The 23123-nt window shown below is 60.1% G+C and carries 20 protein-coding genes; 14 read left to right on the top strand and 6 right to left on the bottom strand.

From position 1 onward, the window contains the following. Nucleotides 1-82 precede the first annotated feature (82 nt). The gene (gene ppsR / locus KXR72_RS02280; protein ID WP_437419506.1) at nucleotides 83-901 is read right to left on the bottom strand and encodes a posphoenolpyruvate synthetase regulatory kinase/phosphorylase PpsR; all 819 of its coding nucleotides are present in this window, start codon (nucleotides 899-901) and stop codon (nucleotides 83-85) included. A 156-nt stretch (nucleotides 902-1057) separates the two neighbouring features. Between ppsR and ppsA the strand changes: the two genes are divergently transcribed. The 7 genes from ppsA to KXR72_RS02245 all read left to right on the top strand — a co-directional run bounded on the left by ppsA (nucleotide 1058) and on the right by KXR72_RS02245 (nucleotide 8006). Then, nucleotides 1058-3430 (top strand): phosphoenolpyruvate synthase, encoded by a 2373-nt coding sequence (gene ppsA, locus KXR72_RS02275; RefSeq protein WP_437419505.1) that lies wholly within the window; start codon nucleotides 1058-1060, stop codon nucleotides 3428-3430. A gap of 126 nt (nucleotides 3431-3556) precedes the next feature. Further along, a complete protein-coding gene (gene rraA, locus KXR72_RS02270) occupies nucleotides 3557-4045 on the top strand; it encodes a ribonuclease E activity regulator RraA (RefSeq protein ID WP_437419504.1) in 489 nt (162 codons plus the stop codon). Between the two features lie 69 nt (nucleotides 4046-4114). Then, complete coding sequence (locus tag KXR72_RS02265) at nucleotides 4115-5110, top strand: zinc transporter ZntB (protein ID WP_437419503.1); 996 nt, start codon at nucleotides 4115-4117, stop codon at nucleotides 5108-5110. 55 nt (nucleotides 5111-5165) lie between these two features. Continuing rightward, a complete protein-coding gene (locus KXR72_RS02260; RefSeq protein WP_437419502.1) occupies nucleotides 5166-5408 on the top strand; it encodes a CrfX protein in 243 nt (80 codons plus the stop codon). A 2-nt stretch (nucleotides 5409-5410) separates the two neighbouring features. Then, nucleotides 5411-6241, top strand: coding sequence for a mechanosensitive ion channel family protein (locus KXR72_RS02255; RefSeq protein ID WP_437419501.1), 831 nt, complete (start codon nucleotides 5411-5413; stop codon nucleotides 6239-6241). A gap of 82 nt (nucleotides 6242-6323) precedes the next feature. Further along, a complete protein-coding gene (gene sigX, locus KXR72_RS02250; RefSeq protein WP_243605543.1) occupies nucleotides 6324-6914 on the top strand; it encodes an RNA polymerase sigma factor SigX in 591 nt (196 codons plus the stop codon). Nucleotides 6915-7013: 99 nt separating this feature from the next. Then, nucleotides 7014-8006 (top strand): OmpA family protein, encoded by a 993-nt coding sequence (locus KXR72_RS02245; protein ID WP_437419500.1) that lies wholly within the window; start codon nucleotides 7014-7016, stop codon nucleotides 8004-8006. Between the two features lie 216 nt (nucleotides 8007-8222). Here the strand turns inward: KXR72_RS02245 and acnB are convergent, their stop codons facing one another. Beyond that, a complete protein-coding gene (gene acnB, locus KXR72_RS02240) occupies nucleotides 8223-10832 on the bottom strand; it encodes a bifunctional aconitate hydratase 2/2-methylisocitrate dehydratase (RefSeq protein WP_437420357.1) in 2610 nt (869 codons plus the stop codon). 389 nt (nucleotides 10833-11221) lie between these two features. On the opposite strand from acnB, the gene KXR72_RS02235 reads away from it, so the two are divergent. After that, nucleotides 11222-11686 (top strand): DUF1289 domain-containing protein, encoded by a 465-nt coding sequence (locus KXR72_RS02235; protein ID WP_437419499.1) that lies wholly within the window; start codon nucleotides 11222-11224, stop codon nucleotides 11684-11686. Nucleotides 11687-11694: 8 nt separating this feature from the next. Here the strand turns inward: KXR72_RS02235 and KXR72_RS02230 are convergent, their stop codons facing one another. Continuing rightward, entirely contained in the window at nucleotides 11695-12558 is an 864-nt protein-coding gene (locus tag KXR72_RS02230) for a universal stress protein (protein WP_437419498.1), read from the bottom strand. 155 nt (nucleotides 12559-12713) lie between these two features. Here KXR72_RS02230 and KXR72_RS02225 point away from each other — a divergent pair, with 155 nt between their 5' ends. Then, complete coding sequence (locus tag KXR72_RS02225) at nucleotides 12714-13319, top strand: tRNA-(ms[2]io[6]A)-hydroxylase (protein ID WP_437420356.1); 606 nt, start codon at nucleotides 12714-12716, stop codon at nucleotides 13317-13319. 1 nt (nucleotide 13320) lies between these two features. Here KXR72_RS02225 and lpxH read toward each other — a convergent pair whose 3' ends face one another. Both lpxH and KXR72_RS02215 read right to left on the bottom strand, forming a co-directional pair. Then, nucleotides 13321-14046, bottom strand: coding sequence for a UDP-2,3-diacylglucosamine diphosphatase (lpxH, locus tag KXR72_RS02220; protein WP_437420355.1), 726 nt, complete (start codon nucleotides 14044-14046; stop codon nucleotides 13321-13323). A 3-nt stretch (nucleotides 14047-14049) separates the two neighbouring features. Then, nucleotides 14050-14544: a peptidylprolyl isomerase gene (locus KXR72_RS02215; RefSeq protein ID WP_437419497.1), complete on the bottom strand. Its 495-nt coding sequence runs from the start codon at nucleotides 14542-14544 to the stop codon at nucleotides 14050-14052. A gap of 373 nt (nucleotides 14545-14917) precedes the next feature. Between KXR72_RS02215 and KXR72_RS02210 the strand changes: the two genes are divergently transcribed. After that, entirely contained in the window at nucleotides 14918-16603 is a 1686-nt protein-coding gene (locus KXR72_RS02210) for a glutamine--tRNA ligase/YqeY domain fusion protein (RefSeq protein ID WP_437419496.1), read from the top strand. After that, on the top strand, nucleotides 16603-17988 hold the full coding sequence (gene cysS / locus KXR72_RS02205; RefSeq protein ID WP_437419495.1) for a cysteine--tRNA ligase: 1386 nt from the start codon (nucleotides 16603-16605) through the stop codon (nucleotides 17986-17988). The genes KXR72_RS02210 and cysS overlap by 1 nt, the downstream gene beginning before the upstream one ends. Before the next feature lie 26 nt (nucleotides 17989-18014). Here the strand turns inward: cysS and KXR72_RS02200 are convergent, their stop codons facing one another. Then, entirely contained in the window at nucleotides 18015-19853 is a 1839-nt protein-coding gene (locus KXR72_RS02200; RefSeq protein ID WP_437419494.1) for a sigma-54-dependent Fis family transcriptional regulator, read from the bottom strand. Nucleotides 19854-20070: 217 nt separating this feature from the next. Here KXR72_RS02200 and KXR72_RS02195 point away from each other — a divergent pair, with 217 nt between their 5' ends. Genes KXR72_RS02195 through KXR72_RS02185 form a run of 3 tightly spaced genes read left to right on the top strand, consistent with a single transcriptional unit; the run spans nucleotide 20071 to nucleotide 23123 of the window. Next, nucleotides 20071-21153, top strand: a complete 1083-nt coding sequence (locus KXR72_RS02195; RefSeq protein WP_437419493.1) for an ABC transporter ATP-binding protein — start codon at nucleotides 20071-20073, stop codon at nucleotides 21151-21153. 9 nt (nucleotides 21154-21162) lie between these two features. Beyond that, nucleotides 21163-22260, top strand: coding sequence for an ABC transporter ATP-binding protein (locus KXR72_RS02190; RefSeq protein ID WP_437419492.1), 1098 nt, complete (start codon nucleotides 21163-21165; stop codon nucleotides 22258-22260). Beyond that, on the top strand, nucleotides 22257-23123 hold the full coding sequence (locus tag KXR72_RS02185) for a carbohydrate ABC transporter permease (protein WP_437419491.1): 867 nt from the start codon (nucleotides 22257-22259) through the stop codon (nucleotides 23121-23123). The genes KXR72_RS02190 and KXR72_RS02185 overlap by 4 nt, the downstream gene beginning before the upstream one ends.

The raw sequence follows: 23123 nt of genomic DNA, 5'->3' as shown, positions 1-23123 counted from the left end.
GCGCCGGCCAGTGAATTCTTCTAGCTGAAAAACGCAAAAAGTCCGCACCAAGCGGACTTTTTGTTGTCTAGCGAAGCGGCGGTTATTTGAGTCGACGTTCGACGCCTTTTTCCACGAGGATCTTTGCGGAGATTTCCTCGACAGAGAAATGGGTCGAGTTGATGTAGTTGATGTTCTCGCGACGGAAGAGATTCTCCACCTCGCGAACTTCGAACTCGCACTGAGCGAAACTGGCGTAACGACTGTTGGGTTTACGCTCGTGGCGAATGGCAGCGAGGCGGTCGGGGTCGATGGTCAGGCCGAACAGCTTGTCGCGATGCGTCTTGAGCGCGTTCGGCAGCTGCAGCCGCTCCATGTCGTCTTCGGTCAGCGGGTAATTCGCAGCGCGGATGCCGTACTGCATGGCCATGTACAGGCAGGTGGGCGTTTTGCCGCACCTGGATACGCCGACCAAAATGAGATCGGCCTTGTCGTAGTAGTGCGTACGGGCACCGTCATCGTTGTCCAGGGCGAAATTGACAGCGTCGATTCGCTCCATGTAGTTCGCGTTGTGGCTGATCGAGTGGGATTTACCCACGGAATAGGAGGAACGTGACATCAGCTCATGTTCCAACGGAGCAAGGAAAGACGAAAAGATGTCGATCATGAAGCCATTCGACTCGGCGAGAATGTCCCGAATCTCCTGGTTGACCAGCGTGTCGAAGATGATCGGCCGCGCCCCGTCGTTTTCCGCCGCCTTGTTTATTTGCTGTACCATTGCCCGCGCTTTTTCGGCCGTATCAATATACGGGCGGGTAAGTTTGGTGAAGCTGATCGTTTCGAACTGTGCCAACAAGCTCTGGCCAAGCGTTTCGGCCGTGATTCCGGTGCCGTCGGAGATAAAGAAAGCAGTTCGTTTCATTGCGCCTGGGACCTTAAGTCAAGAACGGTTCTCAGCTATAGTAGGCCCCTTCGCCGAGCCTCGATTGGCGGGCATTGTCACTCATTTCGCAGGGCCAGGCCACCGTGCTCCGGACGGGCACGAACCGAGTTTCCAACACAACGTGGAGAGATCACCTTGGTAGAGTACGTAGTTTCCCTCGATAAGCTCGGCAATCATGATGTTGAGCGTGTAGGGGGCAAGAACGCCTCCCTGGGCGAGATGATCAGCAACCTGGCAGGCGCCGGTGTATCGGTGCCAGGTGGTTTCGCCACTACGGCTCAGGCGTACCGTGATTTCATGGAGCTCAGCGGGCTGAACGAGCAGATACACGCGCTGCTCGATGCGCTGGACGTCGATGACGTCAATGCCCTTGCCAAAGCCGGCTCGCAGATTCGCGGATGGGTAATGGAAGCGGAGTTCCCGCCTCAACTCGACGCGGATATCCGCACTGCCTTCGCTGAAATGGCTGCCGGTAACGACAACATGGCAGTGGCCGTTCGCTCCTCAGCCACTGCGGAAGACTTGCCGGACGCGTCGTTCGCCGGGCAACAGGAAACGTTCCTCAATATCCGTGGCGTCGACAATGTTATCCGCGCCACCAAGGAAGTCTTCGCCTCCCTGTTCAACGATCGCGCTATCGCCTACCGCGTGCACCAGGGCTTCGACCACAAGCTGGTTGCGCTGTCAGCCGGCGTTCAGCGCATGGTGCGCTCTGAGACTGGCACCGCCGGCGTGATGTTCACCCTCGACACCGAGTCGGGTTTCCGCGACGTCGTCTTTATTACCGGTGCGTACGGTCTTGGCGAGACCGTTGTTCAGGGCGCAGTCAACCCAGACGAGTTTTACGTACACAAGCACACCCTGCAGTCCGGTCGGCCGGCGATCCTGCGCCGTAACCTCGGCAGCAAGGCGATCAAGATGGTCTATGGCGAAGAAGCCCGTGCCGGCAAGTCGGTCAAGACGGTCGACGTCGACCAGGCCGAGCGCATGCGTTTCTGCCTGACTGATGAAGAGGTCACTAATCTCGCCAAACAGGCGATGATCATCGAGCAGCACTACGGTCGTCCGATGGATATCGAATGGGCGAAAGATGGTGACGACAATCAGCTTTATATCGTCCAGGCCCGCCCGGAGACGGTGAAGAGCCGCAGCAGCGCCAATGTCATGGAGCGCTACTTGCTGAAGGAGAAGGGCAAGGTCCTGGTCGAGGGCCGAGCCATTGGTCAGCGCATCGGCGCCGGTCCGGTCAAGATCATTCGCGATGTTTCCGAGATGGACAGGGTCCAGCCGGGCGACGTCCTGGTTTCCGATATGACCGACCCGGACTGGGAGCCGGTGATGAAGCGCGCCAGCGCCATCGTTACCAACCGTGGCGGCCGGACCTGCCACGCCGCCATTATTGCGCGTGAGCTGGGTATTCCGGCCGTCGTCGGTTGCGGCAATGCCACTGAGCTGCTGAAGGACGGCCAGCGGGTAACGGTAACCTGTGCCGAGGGCGACACCGGTTTGATCTTCGAAGGCGAGCTGGGCTTCGACATTCGCCAGAACTCCATCGATGCCATGCCAGAGCTGCCGTTCAAGATAATGATGAACGTCGGCAACCCCGATCGTGCATTCGATTTCGCCCAGCTGCCGAACGAAGGCGTCGGCTTGGCCCGCCTCGAGTTCATCATCAACCGCATGATTGGCGTGCACCCGAAAGCGTTGCTGAACTTCGATGGGCTGCCTGCAGACATCAAGGGCAGCGTCGAGAAACGTATTGCCGGCTACGGCGATCCGGTCGATTTCTACGTCGAGAAGCTGGTCGAGGGTGTCAGCACGCTGGCGGCCGCGTTCTGGCCCAAAAAGGTCATCGTCCGGCTGTCTGACTTCAAGTCCAACGAATACGCCAACCTCATCGGCGGCAAGCTCTACGAGCCGGAAGAAGAAAACCCGATGCTCGGCTTCCGTGGTGCGTCGCGCTACATCAGCGACTCGTTCCGCGACTGTTTCGAGCTGGAATGTCGCGCGATGCGTAAGGTCCGCGACGAGATGGGCCTGACCAACGTTGAGTTGATGGTGCCCTTCGTACGGACTTTGGGTGAAGCGTCGCAGGTCATCGATATCCTTGGGCAGTTCGGCCTCAAGCGAGGCGAGAACGGGCTGCGGATCATCATGATGTGCGAACTCCCATCCAATGCGCTGCTGGCCGATGAGTTCCTCGAATACTTCGACGGATTTTCCATCGGCTCGAACGATATGACTCAGTTGGCGCTCGGTCTTGATCGCGATTCGGGCATCATCGCCCACTTGTTCGATGAGCGTAATCCAGCGGTCAAGAAGCTGCTGGCTAGTGCTATCGAGGCCTGTAACAAGGCTGGCAAGTACATCGGTATCTGCGGCCAAGGTCCATCCGACCATCCTGATCTGGCCAAGTGGCTGATGGAGCAGGGCATCGAGAGCGTCTCGCTGAACCCGGATTCGGTACTCGATACCTGGTTCTTCCTCGCCGATGCGGAGCTGAACTGAACTACCGTTCCGAGGCATGTACTGACCTCGGGCGGTCCCGATCCAGGCGCCGAGCTTCGCTCGGCGTTGCAGCTTCCTGCTCGTGGCTGCAGGAGCCGGTATCGCCAATTCTCTTAGGAGCGTCCCATGCAATACGTCACGCCCGATCTCTGCGACGCCTATCCAGATCTGGTCCAGGTCGTCGAGCCCATCTTCAGTAACTTTGGTGGCCGCGATTCCTTTGGTGGGCAGATCGTCACCATCAAATGTTTCGAGGATAACTCGCTCGTCAAGGATCAAGTCGAGTTGGACGGTTCCGGCAAGGTGATGGTTGTCGACGGTGGCGGATCCCTGCGCCGTGCACTGCTAGGCGACATGCTCGCCGAAAAGGCGGCGCGCAACGGTTGGGAAGGCCTAGTGGTTTACGGCTGCATTCGAGATGTCGATGTCATCGCTCAGACTGACCTGGGTGTTCAGGCATTGGCGACTCACCCCATGAAGACCGATAAGCGCGGCATTGGCGACCTGAATGTACCGGTCACTTTCTGTGGGGTGACCTTCCGTCCGGGCGAATACATCTACGCCGACAACAACGGCATCGTGGTCTCACCCGAGCCATTGAATATGCCGGAATAACCGGTGTTCGATCGCTCTCCGAGCCCGGCACTGCCGGGCTTTTTTACAGGCTAAACACATGCGACAGGTATGCAGTTGAGTCAGCTCGATCAGTCAGGATTGCTGCACGCTCTTGTGCTCGACGGGAAGGGTGGCGCACGCCAGGTTGGGTATGCGGATCTTGAGGCGCTGGAGCTGTCCGAGGCCGAAACCCTGTGGTTACATTGGGATCGCAGCGTGCCTGCCGCGCAGAAGTGGTTGCGCCAAGCCAGTGGGCTGAGTGGCTTTGTCTGCGACGTCTTGCTGGAAGAAAATACGCGACCCCGTCTGCTTAACCTACCCGACGACGAGCTGTTGCTCTTTCTGCGGGGTGTCAACCTCAATCCGGACGCCGAACCCGAAGATATGGTGTCGCTTCGTGTTTTCGCGGATGCCCGCCGCGTCATCTCGTTGCGTTTGCGACCGCTGCGCTCTACTGAGGTCGTTCGCGCCCAACTGGTCGAGGGAGCTGGACCGCGGACCTCGTCAGAAGTGTTGCTGGGCTTGGCCGACGCGCTCACCGAGCGTGTCGACGATCTGGTTAACACCTTGAGCGAGCGGCTGGATGGAGAGGAGGAGCGGGTGGAGGCCGACGAGCGCTACACGCCGCCGCAGGACAAGCTGCTCGCCCTGCGCCGCCAAGCGGCCAGCCTGCGCCGCTTCCTGCTGCCTCAGCGCGAGATTTACGGCCAGCTGACGCGTCATCGTCTGCCTTGGTTCGTTGCCGACGATACCGACTACTGGAACGAGTTGAGCAACCGCTTGATTCGCTATCTGGAAGAGCTGGAACTGATCCGCGAGCGAATCAACCTGGTGCTCGAAGCGGAAGAGCGGCGCATGCGCGAGCGGATGAACCGCACCATGTACCTGCTCGGTATCATCACTGGCTTCTTCCTGCCGTTGAGCTTTATCACCGGCCTCTTAGGCATCAACGTCGGCGGCATTCCAGGCGCTGAGTATCCGCTCGGTTTCGCGGCGGTTTGCGGGATCATCCTGGCAGTTGCCGGTTTCCAGTGGTGGCTGTTTCGCCGGCTGAAGTGGGTATAAGTGTGACTGCTTCCTCCCGTATGCCGTCTAGATGTGACATTCACGCGAGGTAATCATGCGCGATCCCTTCGAAGAGTCGCTGCGAGATCTACTCAATACTCAATCGGTACGCGATGACGAGGCCTGCCTCGACCGCGTGCTTAAAACCGCCAACCGTCAGGTGGGTGCTGGTGACCTGTTCGGCTTGATGGGGCATTGGCTCCAGGCGGCAATGATCGCTCTGAGCGGCAGCGCCTCGACAAAGTCCGTCGCTGCGCGCCGCAACCGTTCCCGTTCCACTATCGATAAGGCTGATTGAACATGGATATCGATCCCTGGAGCCAGAGTTTGTTTGGTGCGATGAGTGCGCTTTGGACGCCCATCGCTGCGTTCATACCACGACTGTTCGGTGCTTTGTTGGTCCTTGCGATCGGTTTGGTCGTGGCGAAAATTCTTGACGCGCTGCTGTCGAAGCTCCTCGCCAAGGTCGGCCTTGATCGCCTGGTTGCCGGTACCGGTGTGACCAAGCTGCTGGTCCGTGCCGGAATTCGCCTGCCGGTTTCGGCGCTGATCGGCAAGATTGTCTACTGGTTCGTGCTGCTGGTATTTCTTGTTTCGGCGGCTGAGTCGCTGGGTCTTGCCCGCGTGTCGGCAACCCTCGACATGCTTGCACTGTACGTTCCGAAAGTCTTTGGCGCCGCCGCGATTCTGCTTGCAGGGGTCCTGCTTGCCCAGCTCGTCAACGGCTTGGTGCGTGGGGCGGCAGAGGGCGTGGGGCTGGAGTACGCGAGCGGTCTGGGGCGAATCGCGCAGGGGCTGGTCATCATCATCAGCATATCCGTGGCGATCGGCCAGTTGGAGGTCAAGACCGAGCTGCTCAACTATGTGATCGCCATCGCCCTGATCTCCGTGGGCCTCGCTGTGGCACTGGCCTTTGGTCTCGGCAGTCGTGAGCTGGTTAGTCAAATTCTGGCTGGCATCTATGTGCGTGAGCTTTACGAGGTTGGGCAGCGCATCCGGTTGGAGTCGTTGGGCCTCGACGGCGAAATAGAAGAGATTGGAACGGCCAAGACATTGCTGCTGACCGATGACGGCGAATTGGTTTCGGTGGCTAACCGTGTACTGTTGGAGCAGCGCGTGGGCAGCCGTTAGGCCGGGTAATCTGTTAAAGTGCGCCGCCCCGATTCCTGTTTCCATATCGGCGTTTGCTACCCGACCGTCGGCTCGAAGTGTCTTGACCAAAGCCCAGCCTCTCGCCATGAACTATGACCCCCGCCAGCTATCCGATGAGGAGCTGGTGCAGCGCGCGCATACCGAACTGTTTCATATAACCCGGGCATATGAAGAGCTGATGCGGCGATATCAACGCACGTTGTTCAATGTGTGCGCCCGTTATCTGGGAAATGACCGGGACGCGGATGATGTATGTCAGGAAGTGATGTTGAAGGTGTTATATGGCCTCAAGAATTTCGAGGGTAAGTCCAAATTCAAGACATGGCTATATAGCATTACTTACAACGAGTGCATCACCCAATATAGGAAGGAACGGCGTAAACGCCGTTTGCTCGATGCCCTGAGCCTGGATCCGTTGGAAGAGGCGTCCGAGGAAAAGGCTCCGGTAATCAATGACAAAGGGGGGTTGGATAGATGGCTCGTCCACGTCAACCAAATAGATAGGGAAATTCTAGTTTTGCGCTTTGTCGCGGAACTGGAGTTTCAGGAAATTGCCGACATTATGCACATGGGTTTAAGCGCAACGAAGATGCGGTATAAACGGGCGCTGGATAAACTGCGTGAAAAATTTTCCGGTATTGCTGAAACTTAAGCGCTGATGGTTGTCGTATTGGTAGCGAACAGCGTTGGCTTACAGTTAACCGGTTTCCTTAGATTGTTCTGATTCTAACCACCAGATGGGGATTTACGGATGAAGCTTAAAAACACCTTGGGCGTTGCCATTGGCTCCTTGGTCGCCGCCACTTCTCTCAGCGCGCTGGCCCAAGGCCAGGGTGCCGTAGAGGTGGAAGCCTTCGGTAAGCATTACTTCACCGATAGCTCGCGCGATGTCCAGCGTGACGGCGAACTGTACGGAGCTGGCGTTAGCTACTTCCTGACAGACGACGTTTCCTTGGGCCTGTCCTACGGCGAATACCATGACCTGACCTCCAAGGATCCGGTCGGCGTAGATGGCCACAAAAACATCAAGGGTAGCCTGACGTCCCTCGATGCGACCTACCATTTCGGCGAGCCAGGCGTCGGCCTGCGTCCCTACGTATCGGCTGGTGCAGCTCACCAGAGCATTGGCCAGGCCAATCGCAGCGGTCGTAACCATAGCACCTTTGCCAACGTCGGCACGGGCGTGAAGTACTACTTCACCGAGAACTTCTTCGCCAAGGCCAGCGTCGACGGCATGTATAACATCGATGCTGACGAAGCCGAGTGGATGGCAGGCGTAGGTGTTGGCCTCAACTTCGGTGGTGGCGCCCAACAGCAGGTCGCTCAGGTCGAGCCGACTCCTGAGCCGGCACCGGCGCCGATCGTCGACACCGAGCCAGAGCCGGAGCCGGAGCTCGTTCGCGTCGAACTCGACGTCAAATTTGACTTCGATCGTGCCCAGGTGCGTCAGGAAAGCTACAGCGACATCAAGAACCTGGCTGACTTCATGCAGCAGTACCCGCAGACCAGCACGACGGTAGAAGGTCACACCGACTCCGTTGGTACTGACCAGTACAACCAGCGTCTGTCTGAGCGCCGTGCTCAGGCTGTCCGCGAGGTTCTGGTCAATCAGTACGGCGTCGAAAGCCAGCGCGTCGACTCGGTCGGCTACGGCGAAACCCGCCCGGTTGCTGACAACAGCACCGAGGAAGGTCGTCAAATCAACCGTCGCGTAGAAGCAGAGGTTGAAGCGCAGGTTCGTTGATCCGACCTGAGCTGATAAAAAAGCCCGGCACTGCCGGGCTTTTTTATGCCCGCCCGTTCGACTACCAGGCCGTGTGTTGCGATGTGATGGTGGGTTTTCGTTGAGGCGCTTGGGATGACAGCAGACTGATCGCTACGCAGCCAATGTGGCGCCGATCTTGGATTGAGCCAAAGAAAAAGCCCGCCGAAGCGGGCTTTTTCGTGACAACGCTTTTGCTTACACAGCTACCACGTCGATCTTGGCCTTGGCTGCTGATTCGCGGAACTCAGCAATCTGGTCGAAGCTCAGGTAGCGGTAGACATCAGCCGCCATGGTGTCAATTTGCGCTGCGTAGGTCATGTACTCCTCGACGGTCGGCAGGCGACCCAGGATCGAGGCGACAGACGCCAACTCGGCAGAAGCCAGGTAGACGTTGGTGGCATCGCCCAGACGGTTCGGGAAGTTACGGGTCGAAGTCGAGACGACGGTCGAGCCGGTTTCCACGCGGGCCTGGTTACCCATGCAGAGCGAGCAGCCCGGCATTTCCAGTCGTGCACCGGCGCGGCTGTAGATACCGTAATAACCTTCCTCAGTCAGCTGGTGCTGGTCCATCTTCGTCGGCGGGGACAGCCACAGACGGGTCGGCAGCGAGCCATCGACCTTGTCCAGCAGCTTACCGGCGGCGCGGAAATGGCCAATGTTGGTCATGCATGAACCGATAAAGACTTCATCGATCTTCTCGCCCTGAACGCTGGACAGCAGGCGAGCGTCATCCGGGTCGTTCGGCGCACACAGGACCGGCTCCTTGACCTCGGACAGGTCGATCTCAATGACCTCGGCGTACTCTGCGTCAGCATCGGCAGCCAGCAGCTGCGGGTTGGCCAGCCAGGCTTCCATCGCCTGAGCGCGGCGCTCCAAGGTGCGCGCATCGCCGTAGCCTTCGCTGATCATCCAGCGCAGAAGGGTGATGTTCGACTTCAGGTATTCGGCAATCGCCGCTTCCGGCAGTTTGATGGTGCAACCAGCGGCGGAGCGCTCGGCGGACGCATCGGACAGCTCGAACGCTTGTTCTACGGTCAGCTCGTTCAGGCCTTCGATCTCGAGGATACGGCCGGAGAAGATGTTCTTCTTGCCCTTCTTCTCGACGGTCAGCAGACCCTTCTGGATGGCGTAGTAGGGGATCGCATGCACCAGATCGCGCAGGGTAATGCCAGGCTGCATCTTGCCCTTGAAGCGCACCAGTACCGATTCCGGCATATCCAGCGGCATCACGCCGGTGGCAGCGGCGAAGGCAACCAGGCCGGAACCGGCCGGGAAGGAAATGCCCATCGGGAAGCGGGTGTGCGAGTCACCACCGGTACCGACAGTGTCCGGCAGCAGCATGCGGTTCAGCCAGCTGTGGATGATGCCGTCACCTGGACGCAGGGAAACACCACCGCGGGTCATGATGAAGTCCGGCAGGGTGTGATGGGTAGTGACGTCGATCGGCTTCGGATAGGCCGCGGTGTGGCAGAACGACTGCATGACTAGGTCAGCGGAGAAGCCCAGGCAAGCCAGGTCTTTCAGCTCGTCGCGCGTCATCGGGCCCGTAGTGTCCTGGGAGCCGACGGTGGTCATCTTCGGCTCGCAGTAGGTGCCCGGACGCACGCCTTTGCCTTCCGGCAGACCGCAGGCGCGACCCACCATCTTCTGGGCCAGGGTGTAGCCCTTATTGCTCTCAGCCGGCGCTTCCGGCTTCTTGAACAGATCGGACGGGCCCATGCCCAGCTCGGCACGTGCTTTTTCGGTCAGACCGCGCCCAATGATCAGCGGAATACGGCCGCCGGCGCGGACTTCGTCGAGCAGGACGTCGGTTTTCAGCTGGAAAGTGGTGACCAGCTCTTCGCTGCCGTGGCGACGGACCTCGCCCTTGTACGGGTAGACGTCGATCACATCGCCCATGGCCAGGTCCGAGCAATCGAACTCGATTGGCAGGGCGCCTGCGTCTTCCATGGTGTTGTAGAAGATCGGTGCGATCTTGGTACCGAAGCAGAAGCCGCCGGCCCGCTTGTTCGGCACGTTCGGGATGTCATCGCCGAAGAACCACAGTACCGAGTTGGTAGCGGATTTGCGCGAAGAGCCGGTGCCGACCACGTCGCCAACGTAGGCAACCGGGAAGCCCTTGGTCTTGAGTTCTTCCATCTGCTTGAGCGGGCCAACCGAACCGGGGACGTCGGGGTTGATGCCGTCACGAGCCATTTTCAGCATGGCCAGGGCATGCAGCGGGATGTCCGGACGGGACCAGGCGTCTGGCGCCGGCGACAGGTCGTCGGTGTTGGTTTCGCCAGCGACCTTGAAGACCGTCAGGGTCACTTTTTCAGCGACCGGTGCGCGATTCTTGAACCACTCGCCTTCGGCCCAGGATTGCAGAACGGCCTTGGCATTGGCGTTGCCAGCCTTGGCTTTCTCGGCGACGTCATGGAAGGCGTCGAACATCAGCAGGGTGTGCTTCAGTTGCTGCGCCGTGGTATCGGACAGTTCCGGGTCGTCCAGCAGTTCGACCAGCGTGACGATGTTGTAACCGCCTTGCATGGTGCCCAGCAGCTCGACGGCGTGTTGCTTGCTGATCAGCGGCGAGGAGGCTTCACCCTTGGCGATGGCGGCCAGGAAGCCGGCCTTGACATAGGCGGCTTCGTCCACGCCCGCCGGAACGCGGTTAGTGATCAGATCGAGGAGAAATTGTTCTTCGCCAGCTGGCGGATTCTTCAGAAGTTCGACCAGGCCTGCGGTCTGCTCGGCGTTCAGCGGCTGGGGCACGACGCCCTGGGCGGCACGCTCTTCTACGTGTTTGCGATAGGCTTCAAGCACAGTTATTACCCTCATCAGTGGTCCCTTGGGTGTCTCGGGACGCGCATCCGGAAGCTGTTTTCAAAGTTTTACGCCGGGCCGTGCCGGGTGCGCAGTGAGAGGGGATATGCGCACCCGATAATGCCGGTTCAACTGTGCTCGTGACGCTTTGAAAACAGCTTCTCTCGGATCGTGGCGCCGAAAACGGCGGGCCGATTCTACTGGAATGGGCTCGCAAAGTTAAGCACAAGGCCGCTGCGCCATCGCGGCCCGCTTGCTTTTCGAGGCTGGCGTTTGCCTCGCCAGGGGCCGTGGCTGTCGGGCGGTTGGCTGCCATGTCGCGCATTGCGCCGTGACCCGGCTTGGACAAAAGTCTAAGATGCACCGCCGTCGTCCAAACCTGCTTCGTCATGTCCAATCAGCGCATCAAAACACCTTGTGTCGGCTTGTGTTCCACCGTCTACGGCGATGTGGTCTGCCGTGGCTGCAAGCGCTTCCATCATGAGGTGGTGAACTGGAACGCCTACGATGAGACGAGCAAGCGGTCGGTCTGGCGGCGGCTGGAGCAACTGCTCGCGCAGGTGATGATGGCCAAGATCGAGATATTCGATGCCGAGCTACTGCGTCGTCAGCTGGAGGCGCGGCAAATTCGATTCGTTGCGGAGCAATCCCCGTATTGCTGGGCTTACCAGCTCATCGCCCGTGGTGCCCGTCTGATCCAGCAGCTCGAGGCGTACGGCGTCGTGCTCTTGCCCGAGTTTCGCGAATGGGATTTGCCAGACCTGCGTGACGCGGTGGATCGGGAGTTCTTCCTGCTCTCAGAAGCCCACTACCATCGCTACATAGCGCCCGGTTTGGTTTCGTTGGCCGAGTAGGCAGGCCTTCAGCGCTGGGCTACCAATTGTTCGAGGTGGCCGATGATGTCGTCGGGCTTGAGAACCAGCACGTCGCTTTCCAGCGCATCGAGTACGACTTCAGCAGTGTTGCCCATCAAGGCGCCGGAAAACCCGGTCCGTGCGACGGTCCCGATCACGGTAACGACTGCATTCAGTTGATGGCAGACGCGCGGGATCAAGGCGTCGGCAGGACCCTCTTGGATGTGTAACTGGCCGTCCGGGATGTTGAAGTCGGCCTGGAACTGCTTGCACGCGTTCCGGTAGCGCGCCTCTATCGTTTCCTTCAATTGGAAGGCCGGGTCCGCAGCCGATAGCATGGCGGTCGGATGAGCGCTGATGACATGCAGATTGCCCTCGGCCAGCGCGGCGATTTGATGGCCGTGGTGAATGATCGAGGCATGCAAGGTGCGGTGTTCGCTATCGGCATTGCCGACATCGACGGCGGCCAGCACATTACCGCCGGACCAAGGTGCTTCGGTCTTCACCATCAGCACCGGGCACGGGCAGTAGCGCATTAGCTTCCAGTCATCTGGAGTCAGCAGAGTGCGTTTTAGTGCGCTGTCCGGCACGTGTTGCTTGATTACGAGGCCGCAGCCTTCGGCCTGCTGAACCGCGATGACCGTCTGGTGCAGGTTATGCAACCAGCTTTGTTGAGTGCTGACTGTAAGTCCCTGGTCTTCCATCGCCTGGCGGACTCGGTTGAGGTAGGGGGTATGGTCGGCCTTGCTGTCGCACGCGAGCAGGTGCAGGCGGGCCTGGCTGAGGCTGGCGATCAGGCGTGCACGTTTCAGCGCCAGGTCATCCGGCTGATGGGGATCGACTACCACGAGGATGCAGCGAAGGGCTTGCATGATCGGCTCCTTGGTCCAGCGGCGTATCGTCACTATAGACAAGCGATGCACCGTTGAATCTGACGCACGTCAAATCAACCTGGCCGTTCCGGAAGGCCCCCGTATAATGCGCGGCTCGAAACGACTGCCTATTTCTTATGCGAACTGCCGATCCGATGCTGCCAGAACTCAACGATTTTCTTGGATGTGCCACGCCTCAAGCCTGGATCGACGTGGCGCTTCAGAATCAGGACGTGATGCTGATTGACCATGGCAATTGCGAGAAGAAGGCAGCCGGTACGGCGTTTCAGTTGATGTTTCGATACGTCGACAAGCCTGATCTGCAAAACAAGATGTCGCGTCTTGCACGTGAGGAGTTGCGGCATTTCGAACAGGTGCTTTCAATCCTGCGAAAGCGCGACATTGCGCTGCGCAACGTGGGCTCTTCACGCTACGCGGCGGGGCTGCGGGCGCTGGCTCGCAACGCTGAGCCCTATCGCCTGACTGACACGCTGGTGATCGGTGCCTTCATCGAGGCGCGATCGTGCGAGCGTTTTGCCGCGCTTGTGCCGCATCTTGACGAGGAGCTGGGGCGCTTCTACCACGGCTTGTTGAAATCGGAAGCCAGGCATTTCCAGGATTACCTGAAGCTCGCGTACCTGTACGGGGACGCTGCGGACATCGATGGGATGATCGAACGTTTCCGTGAGAAAGAACGTGAGCTGATCGAGAGCCCGGATGAGGCGTTCCACTTCCATAGCGGCGTGCCGCTGGCTGGTTGATTCAGCCCAGCGGGAAAGGTGCCTGGTGTGCGCCGGACGCGTCTATCTGTAGCGCCCAGCCCTGGCGGTCCCAATCGCCCAGCACGATACGCCTGGCTGGCCGGCCGTCGAGTTGCAATGGGTGTATGGCCGGGCGGTGCGTATGCCCGTGGATGAGTGTACTCACCTGATAGCGCTGCATGACCTCGGTCACTTCTTCGGGCGTGACGTCGACGATGTCGCTCGCCTTCATCCTCGTCTCGGTCTTGCTGGTCGAGCGCAGCTTCCCGGCAAGCTGCTGTCGCTTGGCGAGGGGCAGGCGGTGCAGAAGGAACAGGCTGATCGGATTACGTAGCCAGCGCTTGAGCCGCATGTAGCCTTCATCGCGGGTGCAGAGGCTATCCCCATGCATCAGCAAGACGCGTTCCCCGCCGAGGTGGGCGACATGCGGATCCACGAGCAAGGTGCAACCAGCTTGGCGACAAAAGCGCTTGCCTATCATGAAGTCGCGGTTGCCGTGCATCAGGTAGAGCTTCGTGCCACGTTCGCTCGTTGCCTTAAGCGCCTCCGCGATGCCTGTTTGAAACGCGGTCATTCCGTCATCGCCGACCCAGACCTCAAAGAAGTCGCCGAGGATATACAGCGCCTCGGCCTGGCTCGCGCGCTCGTCCAAGAACCGAAGAAACGCCCGGGCTATGTCCGGGCGTTCTTCTTCGAGATGCAGATCGGAAATCAGCAGAATCAACAGACGTTACTCGACGAGTTCGGCCTTCTCGATGATGACGTCCTCGACTGGCACGTCCTGATGGCCCGACTTCATGGTCGTGGGCACGGCCTTGATCTTTTCGACCACATCCATGCCCTCCACGACCTGGCCGAACACGGCATAGCCCCAACCTTGGACCGTTGGCGCGGTGTGGTCGAGGAAATCGTTGTCCTTCACGTTGATGAAGAATTGCGCGGAGGCCGAGTGAGGCTCCATGGTGCGGGCCATGGCGAGTGTGCCGGTCTTGTTGGACAAACCGTTGTTTGCCTCGTTCTTGATCGGTGCGCGGGTGGCTTTCTGCTTCATGCCCGGCTCGAAACCGCCGCCCTGGATCATGAAGTTACTGATCACGCGATGGAAAACAGTGCCGTCGTAGTGACCGCTCTTTACATACTCCTTGAAGTTGGCTGCGGTTTCCGGAGCTTTGTCTTCGAACAATTCGACCGAGATGACGCCATGGTTGGTATGCAGTTTGATCATTGAAGCCTTCCTTATCGGATGAATAATCGCGTCGGCGCTTGATGCGGCAGGCACGGTAATGAACTTCGCCGCAGCAGAGGCAGGCGCGGCCGGCCGCGTGGCTCTGTCAGGGGGTTGACGGGTCCGCTATGATAGGCGCTTTGATTTGGCCGGCCTACCCTGAGAAACGTTTACGCCTTCTGGCGCTCGGTCATGCGCGTTGAACCCTGTACCAAACGCTCTTGTACACGCTGCATTCGGATGTTCGATAGTTGATTCGCTGCGCTCACCCCTGAGCACGCATTCAGCAACCACTCCCCGAGTCGTCGGGCTTTGCCTGACCAGCATTTGTAAACCTCTCTGAGCCGCACATTCGCAGATCGCTAAGGACACCATGAGCAAGCCTGAGACTACCGCAGCCACCAACTTTCTCCGCCCAATCGTCCAGGCCGACCTGGAGTCAGGCAAGCATGCCAAGATCGTCACGCGCTTTCCGCCTGAGCCCAACGGTTACCTGCACATCGGTCACGCCAAGTCGATCTGCCTGAACTTCGGCCTGGCCAAGGAGTTCGGTGGCGAGTGCAATCTGCGCTTCGATGACACCAACCCGGCCAAGGAAGACCAGGAATACATCGACGCCATCAAGAGCGATGTCCAATGGCTCGGCTTCCAGTGGGCTGGGGAGGAGCGTTATGCCTCCAACTACTTCGGTCAGCTGCACGATTGGGCCATCGAGCTGATTAAGGCGGGCAAGGCCTACGTATGCGACCTGACGCCTGACCAGGCGCGGGAATACCGTGGCAGCCTGACGGAACCGGGAAAGAACAGTCCGTTCCGTGATCGCTCGGTGGAGGAGAACCTGGATCTGTTCGCGCGGATGAAGGCTGGCGAGTTCCCGGACGGCGCCAAAGCGTTGCGTGCAAAGATCGACATGGCTTCGCCGAACATGAACCTGCGTGATCCGATCCTTTACCGGATCCGCCACGCGCATCACCACCAGACCGGCAACGACTGGTGTATCTACCCGAGCTATGACTTCACCCATGGCCAGTCGGATGCCATCGAAGGCATTACGCACTCGATCTGCACGCTGGAATTCGAAGACCACCGGCCGCTGTACGAATGGTTCCTGGAGAACCTGCCGGTGCCGGCGCGCCCGCGTCAGTACGAGTTCGCTCGGCTCAACCTGAACTACACCATCACCAGCAAGCGCAAGCTCAAGCAGCTGGTCGACGAGAAGCACGTCAGCGGTTGGGATGATCCGCGCATGTCGACACTCAGCGGCTATCGCCGGCGCGGCTATACGCCCGCGTCGATCCGTACCTTCTGCGACATGATCGGCGTGAATCGCGCGGGCGGCGTCGTCGATATCGGGATGCTTGAATTCGCCATTCGCGAAGATCTGGACGCCAACGCGCCACGCGCCATGTGCGTGCTCAAGCCGCTGAAGGTCGTCATTACCAACTATCCAGAAGGTCAGGCCGAGAACCTCGAACTACCATGCCACCCCAAGCAGGACATGGGCGTACGCCAGTTGCCGTTCTCCCGTGAGCTCTACATCGATGCCAGCGATTTCGAAGAAGTCCCACCGGCCGGCTTCAAGCGCCTGATCCCTGGTGGGGAAGTGCGCTTGCGCGGCAGCTACGTGATCCGTGCTGACGAAGCGGTGAAGGACGCGCAGGGCAATATCGTCGAGCTGCGTTGCTCCTACGACGAAAACACGCTGGGCAAGAACCCGGAGGGCCGCAAGGTCAAGGGCGTCATTCACTGGGTTCCGGCCGCAGAAAGCGTCGAGTGTGAAGTGCGTCTGTACGACCGCCTGTTCCGCTCGGCCAACCCGGAGAAAGCGTCCGGTGAGAACGAAGAGCAGGGCGGCAGCTTCCTGGACAACATCAACCCCGAGTCGCTGGTCGTGCTCAAGGGGTGCCGCGCCGAACCGTCACTGGCTACCGCCCAGGCCGAGGATCGCTTCCAGTTCGAGCGTGAGGGCTATTTCTGCGTGGACCGCAAGGACAGTCGCCCCGACGCGCTGGTCTTTAACCGTACCGTGACGCTGCGTGATTCCTGGGGAGGCCAGTGATGGCGCTGTCGATCTACAACACCCTGACCAAGGCCAAGGAGCCGCTCAGGCCCCTGGTCGGCAACCAGGTGCGCATGTACGTCTGTGGCATGACGGTCTATGACTTCTGCCATATCGGCCATGCGCGAGTCATGGTGGCATTCGACGTGGTATCGCGCTGGTTGCGCCAGAGCGGTTACGAACTGACCTACGTGCGCAACATCACCGACATCGACGACAAGATCATTCGCCGGGCGCAGGAGAACGGCGAAAGCTTCGACGCGCTGACCGGGCGGATGATTGCCGCCATGCATGAAGACGAAGCCAGGCTCAATGTGCTGCGGCCCGACCTCGAGCCGCGTGCCACCGACCACATCGCCGGCATGCACGAGATGATCCAGACCCTGATCGACAAGGGCTATGCCTACGCGCCGGGTAATGGCGACGTCTATTACCGGGTCGGCAAATTCGCAGGTTACGGCAAGCTGTCGCGGCGCAAGATCGAGGACCTGAAGATCGGCGCGCGCATCGAAGTCGACGAGGCCAAGGAAGATCCGCTGGATTTCGTGCTCTGGAAAGCCGCCAAACCGGGCGAGCCGAGCTGGGAGTCGCCGTGGGGAGCGGGGCGTCCAGGCTGGCATATCGAATGCTCGGTGATGTCCACCTGCTGCCTGGGCGAGACCTTCGATATCCATGGCGGCGGGCCTGACCTGGTGTTCCCGCATCACGAGAATGAAATCGCGCAGAGCGAGGCTGCAACCGGCAAGCAGTACGCCAACGCCTGGATGCATGCCGGCGCCGTCCGCGTCGATGGCGAGAAGATGTCCAAGTCGCTGGGCAACTTCTTCACCATTCGCGAGGTGCTGGAAAAGTACCAGCCCGAAGTGGTGCGTTATCTGTTGGTGTCGAGCCACTACCGCAGCCCCATCAACTATTCCGAAGACAGCCTCAAGGAAGCCAAGGCTGCCCTGGAGCGCTTCTACAACGGGCTCAAGGGCCTACCAGAGGCAGTGCCGACCGGCGGCGAAGCGTTCGTCGAGCGCTTTGGCTCAGCCATGGACGATGACTTCAACTCACCGGAAGCCTGCGCCGTACTCTTCGAGATGATCCGCGAGGTCAATCGTTTGCGCGAGGCCGACGTCCAGGCGGCGGCAGGGCTGGCAGCCCGGCTCAGGTCGCTGGCTGCGGTGCTTGGAGTGTTGCAGCTGGAACCCGAGGTTTTCCTGCAAGCCGGAGCCGAGGGCAAAGTCGATGCCGCCAAAGTCGACGCACTGATCGCGGCGCGTCTTCAGGCACGTGCTGACAAGAACTGGGCGGAATCCGACCGCATCCGCGACCAGCTCACCGCGATGGGCGTCGTACTTGAGGACGGCAAGGGCGGCACGACCTGGCGCCTCGCTGAATAACCGTAGCGGGGCTTGCCGGTGCGTTTTCAAGACCGTGCCGGATACAGCCCTTCGGCGCGCAGGCGCTTGTACAGGGTGTTACGGCTGACGCCTAGCTGGCGTGCCAGGAGAGCGATATTGCCGTTGCAGGCCCGGTATTGATGGTACAGCGGCTGGTCGGCACAGATCGTAGCGTTGGTTGTGGCGGCCTTAGCGTCTCCGTTGTCGCAGTCGATATCCCTGAAAAAGTCGCCTGGTAGATGCTCTGGCCGTATGGCCTGTTCGTCGGCCAGTGCCAGTGCGACCTGGATGACGCTGCTCAGCTGCCGGATGTTACCCGGCCAGGGATGGGCATCGAACAGCCGCAGGACCTCGTCACTCAAACCCGCCACCTGGCGCCGCTCACGGTGCTGCTCCCAGACGCGCTGGAACAGCCAGCGCTTGTCCTTGCGATCACGCAGTGCGGGCAGCTCAAAACCAAAACCACTGACACGGTAGTACAGGTCCTGCCGGAAGCGGCCCCGCTCGACGTCGTCGCGCAGGCAACGGTTGGTTGCACAGATCAACCGAAAATCGACCGCATAAGCTTCGCCGCCGCCTAGTGGCTGGACGCAGCGGTCCTGCAGGACACGCAGCAATCTTGCTTGCAGGCCAAGGGGCATGTCGCCGATTTCATCAAGAAACAGAATGCCCTTGTCGGCCCTGCGAATCAGCCCGGTGCGGCCCTTTTGATGGGCGCCGGTGAATGCACCTTTTTCATAACCGAAGAGTTCCGACTCGATCAGCTCTGCCGGGATGGCTGCGCAATTGACAGGCACCAGCGGTGCGTCGCGCCGGGTACTTGCCTGGTGCAGCGAACGGACCATCACTTCCTTGCCGACGCCCGTTTCGCCATGAATGAGGATCGGGATGTCTTTTTCCAGCATCCGCTGGGCCTGGTTCGCCATCCTCTGGACGCCGGGGTCGCCATGTTCGATGGGCGCCTCGCGCGGTTTGGCGGGCGCGTTGCGAAAATCCCTGGCCTGGATGCGGGGGCGCTGCGGCCGCCGCACCAGTCCGTGGAAACGATGGCGGCCCAGGGCGCGCAGCAGGATGGGCTGGTCCTCGGGTTGGTTCTGCAGCTGCAGCAGGGGCATGTCGAACAGCTTGTCGATTGTCGTTCGGGCTATGTCCAGGCCCAGCAGGTTGTCCGCCCGCCGGTTGGCTGAAACGATCGTTCCGGCTTCGTCGAAGATCAGCAGGCCGGCCCACTGGCTGTCGAGGCTGTCCGGGCCGGTGTTGAAGGTCAACTGGAAATGCTCTTCGCGAAATAGGTTGAGGATCAGCCGGTTCTCCACCGCCTGGCTCATCATCTTGACCATGCCCAACGTATGCGACGGCGGCAGGTAGCTGTCGCTGGACACGTCAAGCACCGCGATCAGCTGCCGTTGCGCGTCGTAAATGGGTGAAGCCGCCCCCGAAAGGTAACGGTTGGCCTTGAGGAAATGTTCGTCGCGCTGGATATGTACCGCTTGGCCGCATGCGAGCGCAGTGCCGATGGCGTTGGTGCCGGTGTCTCGCTCCATCCAACTGGCGCCAGCGGCGAAGCCGCGGTGCGCTTGGCCGGCGAAGCGCTGGTCTCCCCAGCTCTCGAGCAACTGGCCGCCACTGTCGGCAAGCAGGATCAGGCAGCTCGAGTTGGCGAGGATATTCTCGTAATAGGGCAGCACCTCCTGTTGAGTGGTTTGCACCAGGCTGTGCTGACGTTCGAGCAAGGCGCTGACGTCCTGCGCGGCGGGGTTTCCGAAACTCGGCGGGCTCATCGGGTCGAGCCCGTAGCGTTCGCAGCGCTGCCAGGATTCCTGGATAAGCGCTTGGTGGGAGATGGACCGTGCCGGCTCTGCCATAGCGTCCTCTGGATCGATTTATTGTTGTTGTTTCGCCACCGGACTGCGGGCGTCCTGAACAGTTTTGTTCATTTCTGTTCACTGTCAATGTTCAGAAATGTTCATTTTGAACGGTTCGGAACGCTGCTGGCGCTGCTGAGGCCAGCGCTAGAGCGTTGCGCCTGGCCTGGCACGATAATCGCTCTTGTCGCATCCATAACAAGCAAAAGGATGCGACATGTCGCTCACGCTGGAGAAGGTCACCAAGACGGTCGACGGCCAGGTGCACATCGATGCGGTCAGCCTGAATTTCGACCCCGGCTCGTTCAACGTGCTGGTCGGGCGGACGCTGTCCGGGAAGACGTCGCTGATGCGTCTGATGGCCGGGCTGGACAAGCCGAGCAGTGGTCGCATCCTCATGAACGGTGCGGATGTCACGGGCGTACCGGTTCGCAAGCGCAATGTGTCGATGGTTTACCAGCAGTTCATCAACTACCCCACGCTGAGCGTTTACGAAAACATTGCCTCACCGTTGCGGCAGTCGGGCATGGCGAAGCCAGAGGTCGATCGTCGGGTAAGGGAGACCGCCGAGATGCTGCACATCGAGGCCTTTCTCGACCGCCTGCCGCTGGAATTGTCAGGTGGGCAGCAGCAGCGGACCGCCATGGCGCGCGCATTGGTCAAGGATGCCGATCTGGTCTTGTTCGACGAGCCTTTGGTTAACCTCGACTACAAGTTGCGGGAAGAACTGCGTCAGGAGATGCGCGAGCTTTTTCGTACCCGCCGGAGCATTGCCGTCTACGCCACGACCGAGCCGAACGAGGCGCTTGCCCTGGGCGGTACGGTGACCGTGCTGCACGAAGGCCACGTGATCCAAAGCGGTCCGACCGGCGCCGTTTACCACCGTCCGAGCCATATCCTTAGCGCGGAGCTGTTCTCCGAGCCGCCGATAAATCTGCTGCCAGGTCGAATCGGCGCCAACGAGGTGAGCTTTCAGGAGCGCTTGCATTTCCCGCTCAACGCCGACCTGCAGGCGCTGGAGGAGGGCTCGTACAGTTTTGGCGTACGCCCTAGCCACATCGGGCTCGTGCCGTCGAATGACGATGACCTGGAAGTCTCAGGTGTGGTCGAGCTGGCCGAGATCAGCGGATCGGAAACCTTCCTGCATGTGCGTAACGAACTCATGAGCCTCGTGCTGCACCTGCAAGGGGTGCACGACTACGCGGTGGATTCGCCGATCCGCATCTACATTCCGACCCATAAGTTATTCGTTTTCGATGCCCAAGGCCGGCTGGCCCAGGCACCGGCGAAACGTGCCTGAGGAAGCCCTATGGCCGAGATCCGATTGCAGAACCTTGCGCACAGCTACCGCTCGCAGCCGCGTGACGCGGCGGATTATGCGATCCGGGAGATGGATCACGTGTGGGAGCAGGGCGGTGCCTACGCCTTGCTGGGCCCGTCCGGCTGCGGCAAGTCGACTCTGCTGAACCTTATCTCTGGCCTGCTCAGCCCTTCGGAGGGGCAAGTGCTGTTCGATGCGCGCGAGGTCAACACGCTGTCGCCGGAAGAGCGCAACATCGCGCAGGTTTTTCAGTTTCCGGTCGTCTACGACACCATGACGGTGTTCGACAACCTGGCGTTCCCGCTACGCAACCAGGGCGTGCCGGAAGCCAAGGTCACCAGCCGCGTGCATGAGATCGCGGAGGTGCTGGACCTGCATCCGGTGCTCAAGAAGAAGGCGCGCAACCTCAGCGCGGACGAGAAACAAAAAGTGTCGATGGGGCGGGGGCTGGTGCGTGATGACGTCTCGGCAATTCTTTTCGACGAGCCGCTCACCGTCATCGACCCGCACTTGAAGTGGAAGCTGCGACGCAAGCTCAAGCAGATCCATGAGCAATTCAATATCACGATGATCTATGTAACCCACGATCAGCTAGAAGCCTCGACCTTCGCGGATAAGATCGCAGTGATGCATGGCGGGCAGATCGTACAGTTCGGAACACCGCGCGAGCTGTTCGAGCGGCCGCAGCACACCTTTGTTGGCTTCTTCGTCGGCAGCCCGGGTATGAATCTGATCGACGTCACAGCCGGGCCTGGCGGCGTCGATTTCGGGGAACAGCATGTTCCGTTGCCTGCGCCGGTACTGGCGCAGCTCCCGGAGCTCGGCGGCAGCCGGTTGCAGATTGGAATCAGGCCCGAATTCGTGCAGGTCAGTGATGAGGCCGGGGCAGGGGGCATGGCCGCCGAAGTGGTACGGGTAGACGACCTCGGCACGTACAAGATTCTCACGCTTCAGATGCAAGGCCGCCTGCTCAAGGCCCGGCTGCCGGAGGAGCAGACCGTGCCGAAGGGGCGCGCCTGGGTCGGCTTTCCTCAGCAGTGGTTGATGCTTTACGCCGATGATCGCTTGGTGGAGGCGCAGCCATGAACAAGGTTCAGGACAACCGCGCCTGGTGGCTAGTGCTGCCGGTCTTCCTGCTGGTGGCATTCAGCGCAGTGCTGCCGATGATGACGGTGGTGAACTATTCGGTGCAGGACATCTTCGATGCTTCGACGAGCTTCTTCGTCGGGGCGGATTGGTACCGGCAGATCCTCAACGATCCGAGGCTACACGACTCGCTGCTGCGCCAGTTCATCTTCTCGGCATGCGTACTATTGATCGAGATTCCGTTGGGCATCGCCGTCGCCCTGACCATGCCGACCCGTGGTCGTTGGACCTCGGTCTGCCTGATCGTAATGGCAATTCCGCTACTGATACCTTGGAACGTGGTCGGGACGATCTGGCAGATCTTCGGGCGCGCCGATATCGGGTTACTGGGCTACGTGCTCAACGAGCTGGGCGTCGACTATAACTACGCGTCCAACACCCGGGACGCTTGGGTCACGGTTCTGGTGATGGATGTCTGGCATTGGACATCGCTGGTCGCGTTGCTCTGCTACTCGGGACTGCGTGCCATCCCTGACGTCTACTACCAGGCCGCGCGCATCGACCGCGCCTCGGCGTGGGCCGTGTTCCGCCATATCCAGCTGCCGAAGCTTAAGAGCGTGCTGTTGATTGCCGTGATGCTGCGCTTCATGGACAGCTTCATGATCTACACAGAACCCTTCGTGTTGACTGGCGGCGGGCCAGGCAACGCGACGACCTTCCTCAGTCAGACGTTGACGAAGATGGCTGTGGGCCAGTTCGACCTGGGGCCTGCCGCGGCGTTCTCCCTGATCTATTTCCTGATCATCCTGCTCGTGTCCTGGCTGTTCTACACAGCAATGACGCACAGCGACCAGACGCGATAA

The sequence above is a fragment of the Stutzerimonas chloritidismutans genome (genome assembly GCF_051486945.1).
In the GTDB taxonomy this organism is placed as follows: domain Bacteria; phylum Pseudomonadota; class Gammaproteobacteria; order Pseudomonadales; family Pseudomonadaceae; genus Stutzerimonas; species Stutzerimonas chloritidismutans_B.
Note: the sequence above shows the minus strand (reverse complement) of the source record. Positions and strands in the feature narration are given on the sequence as shown.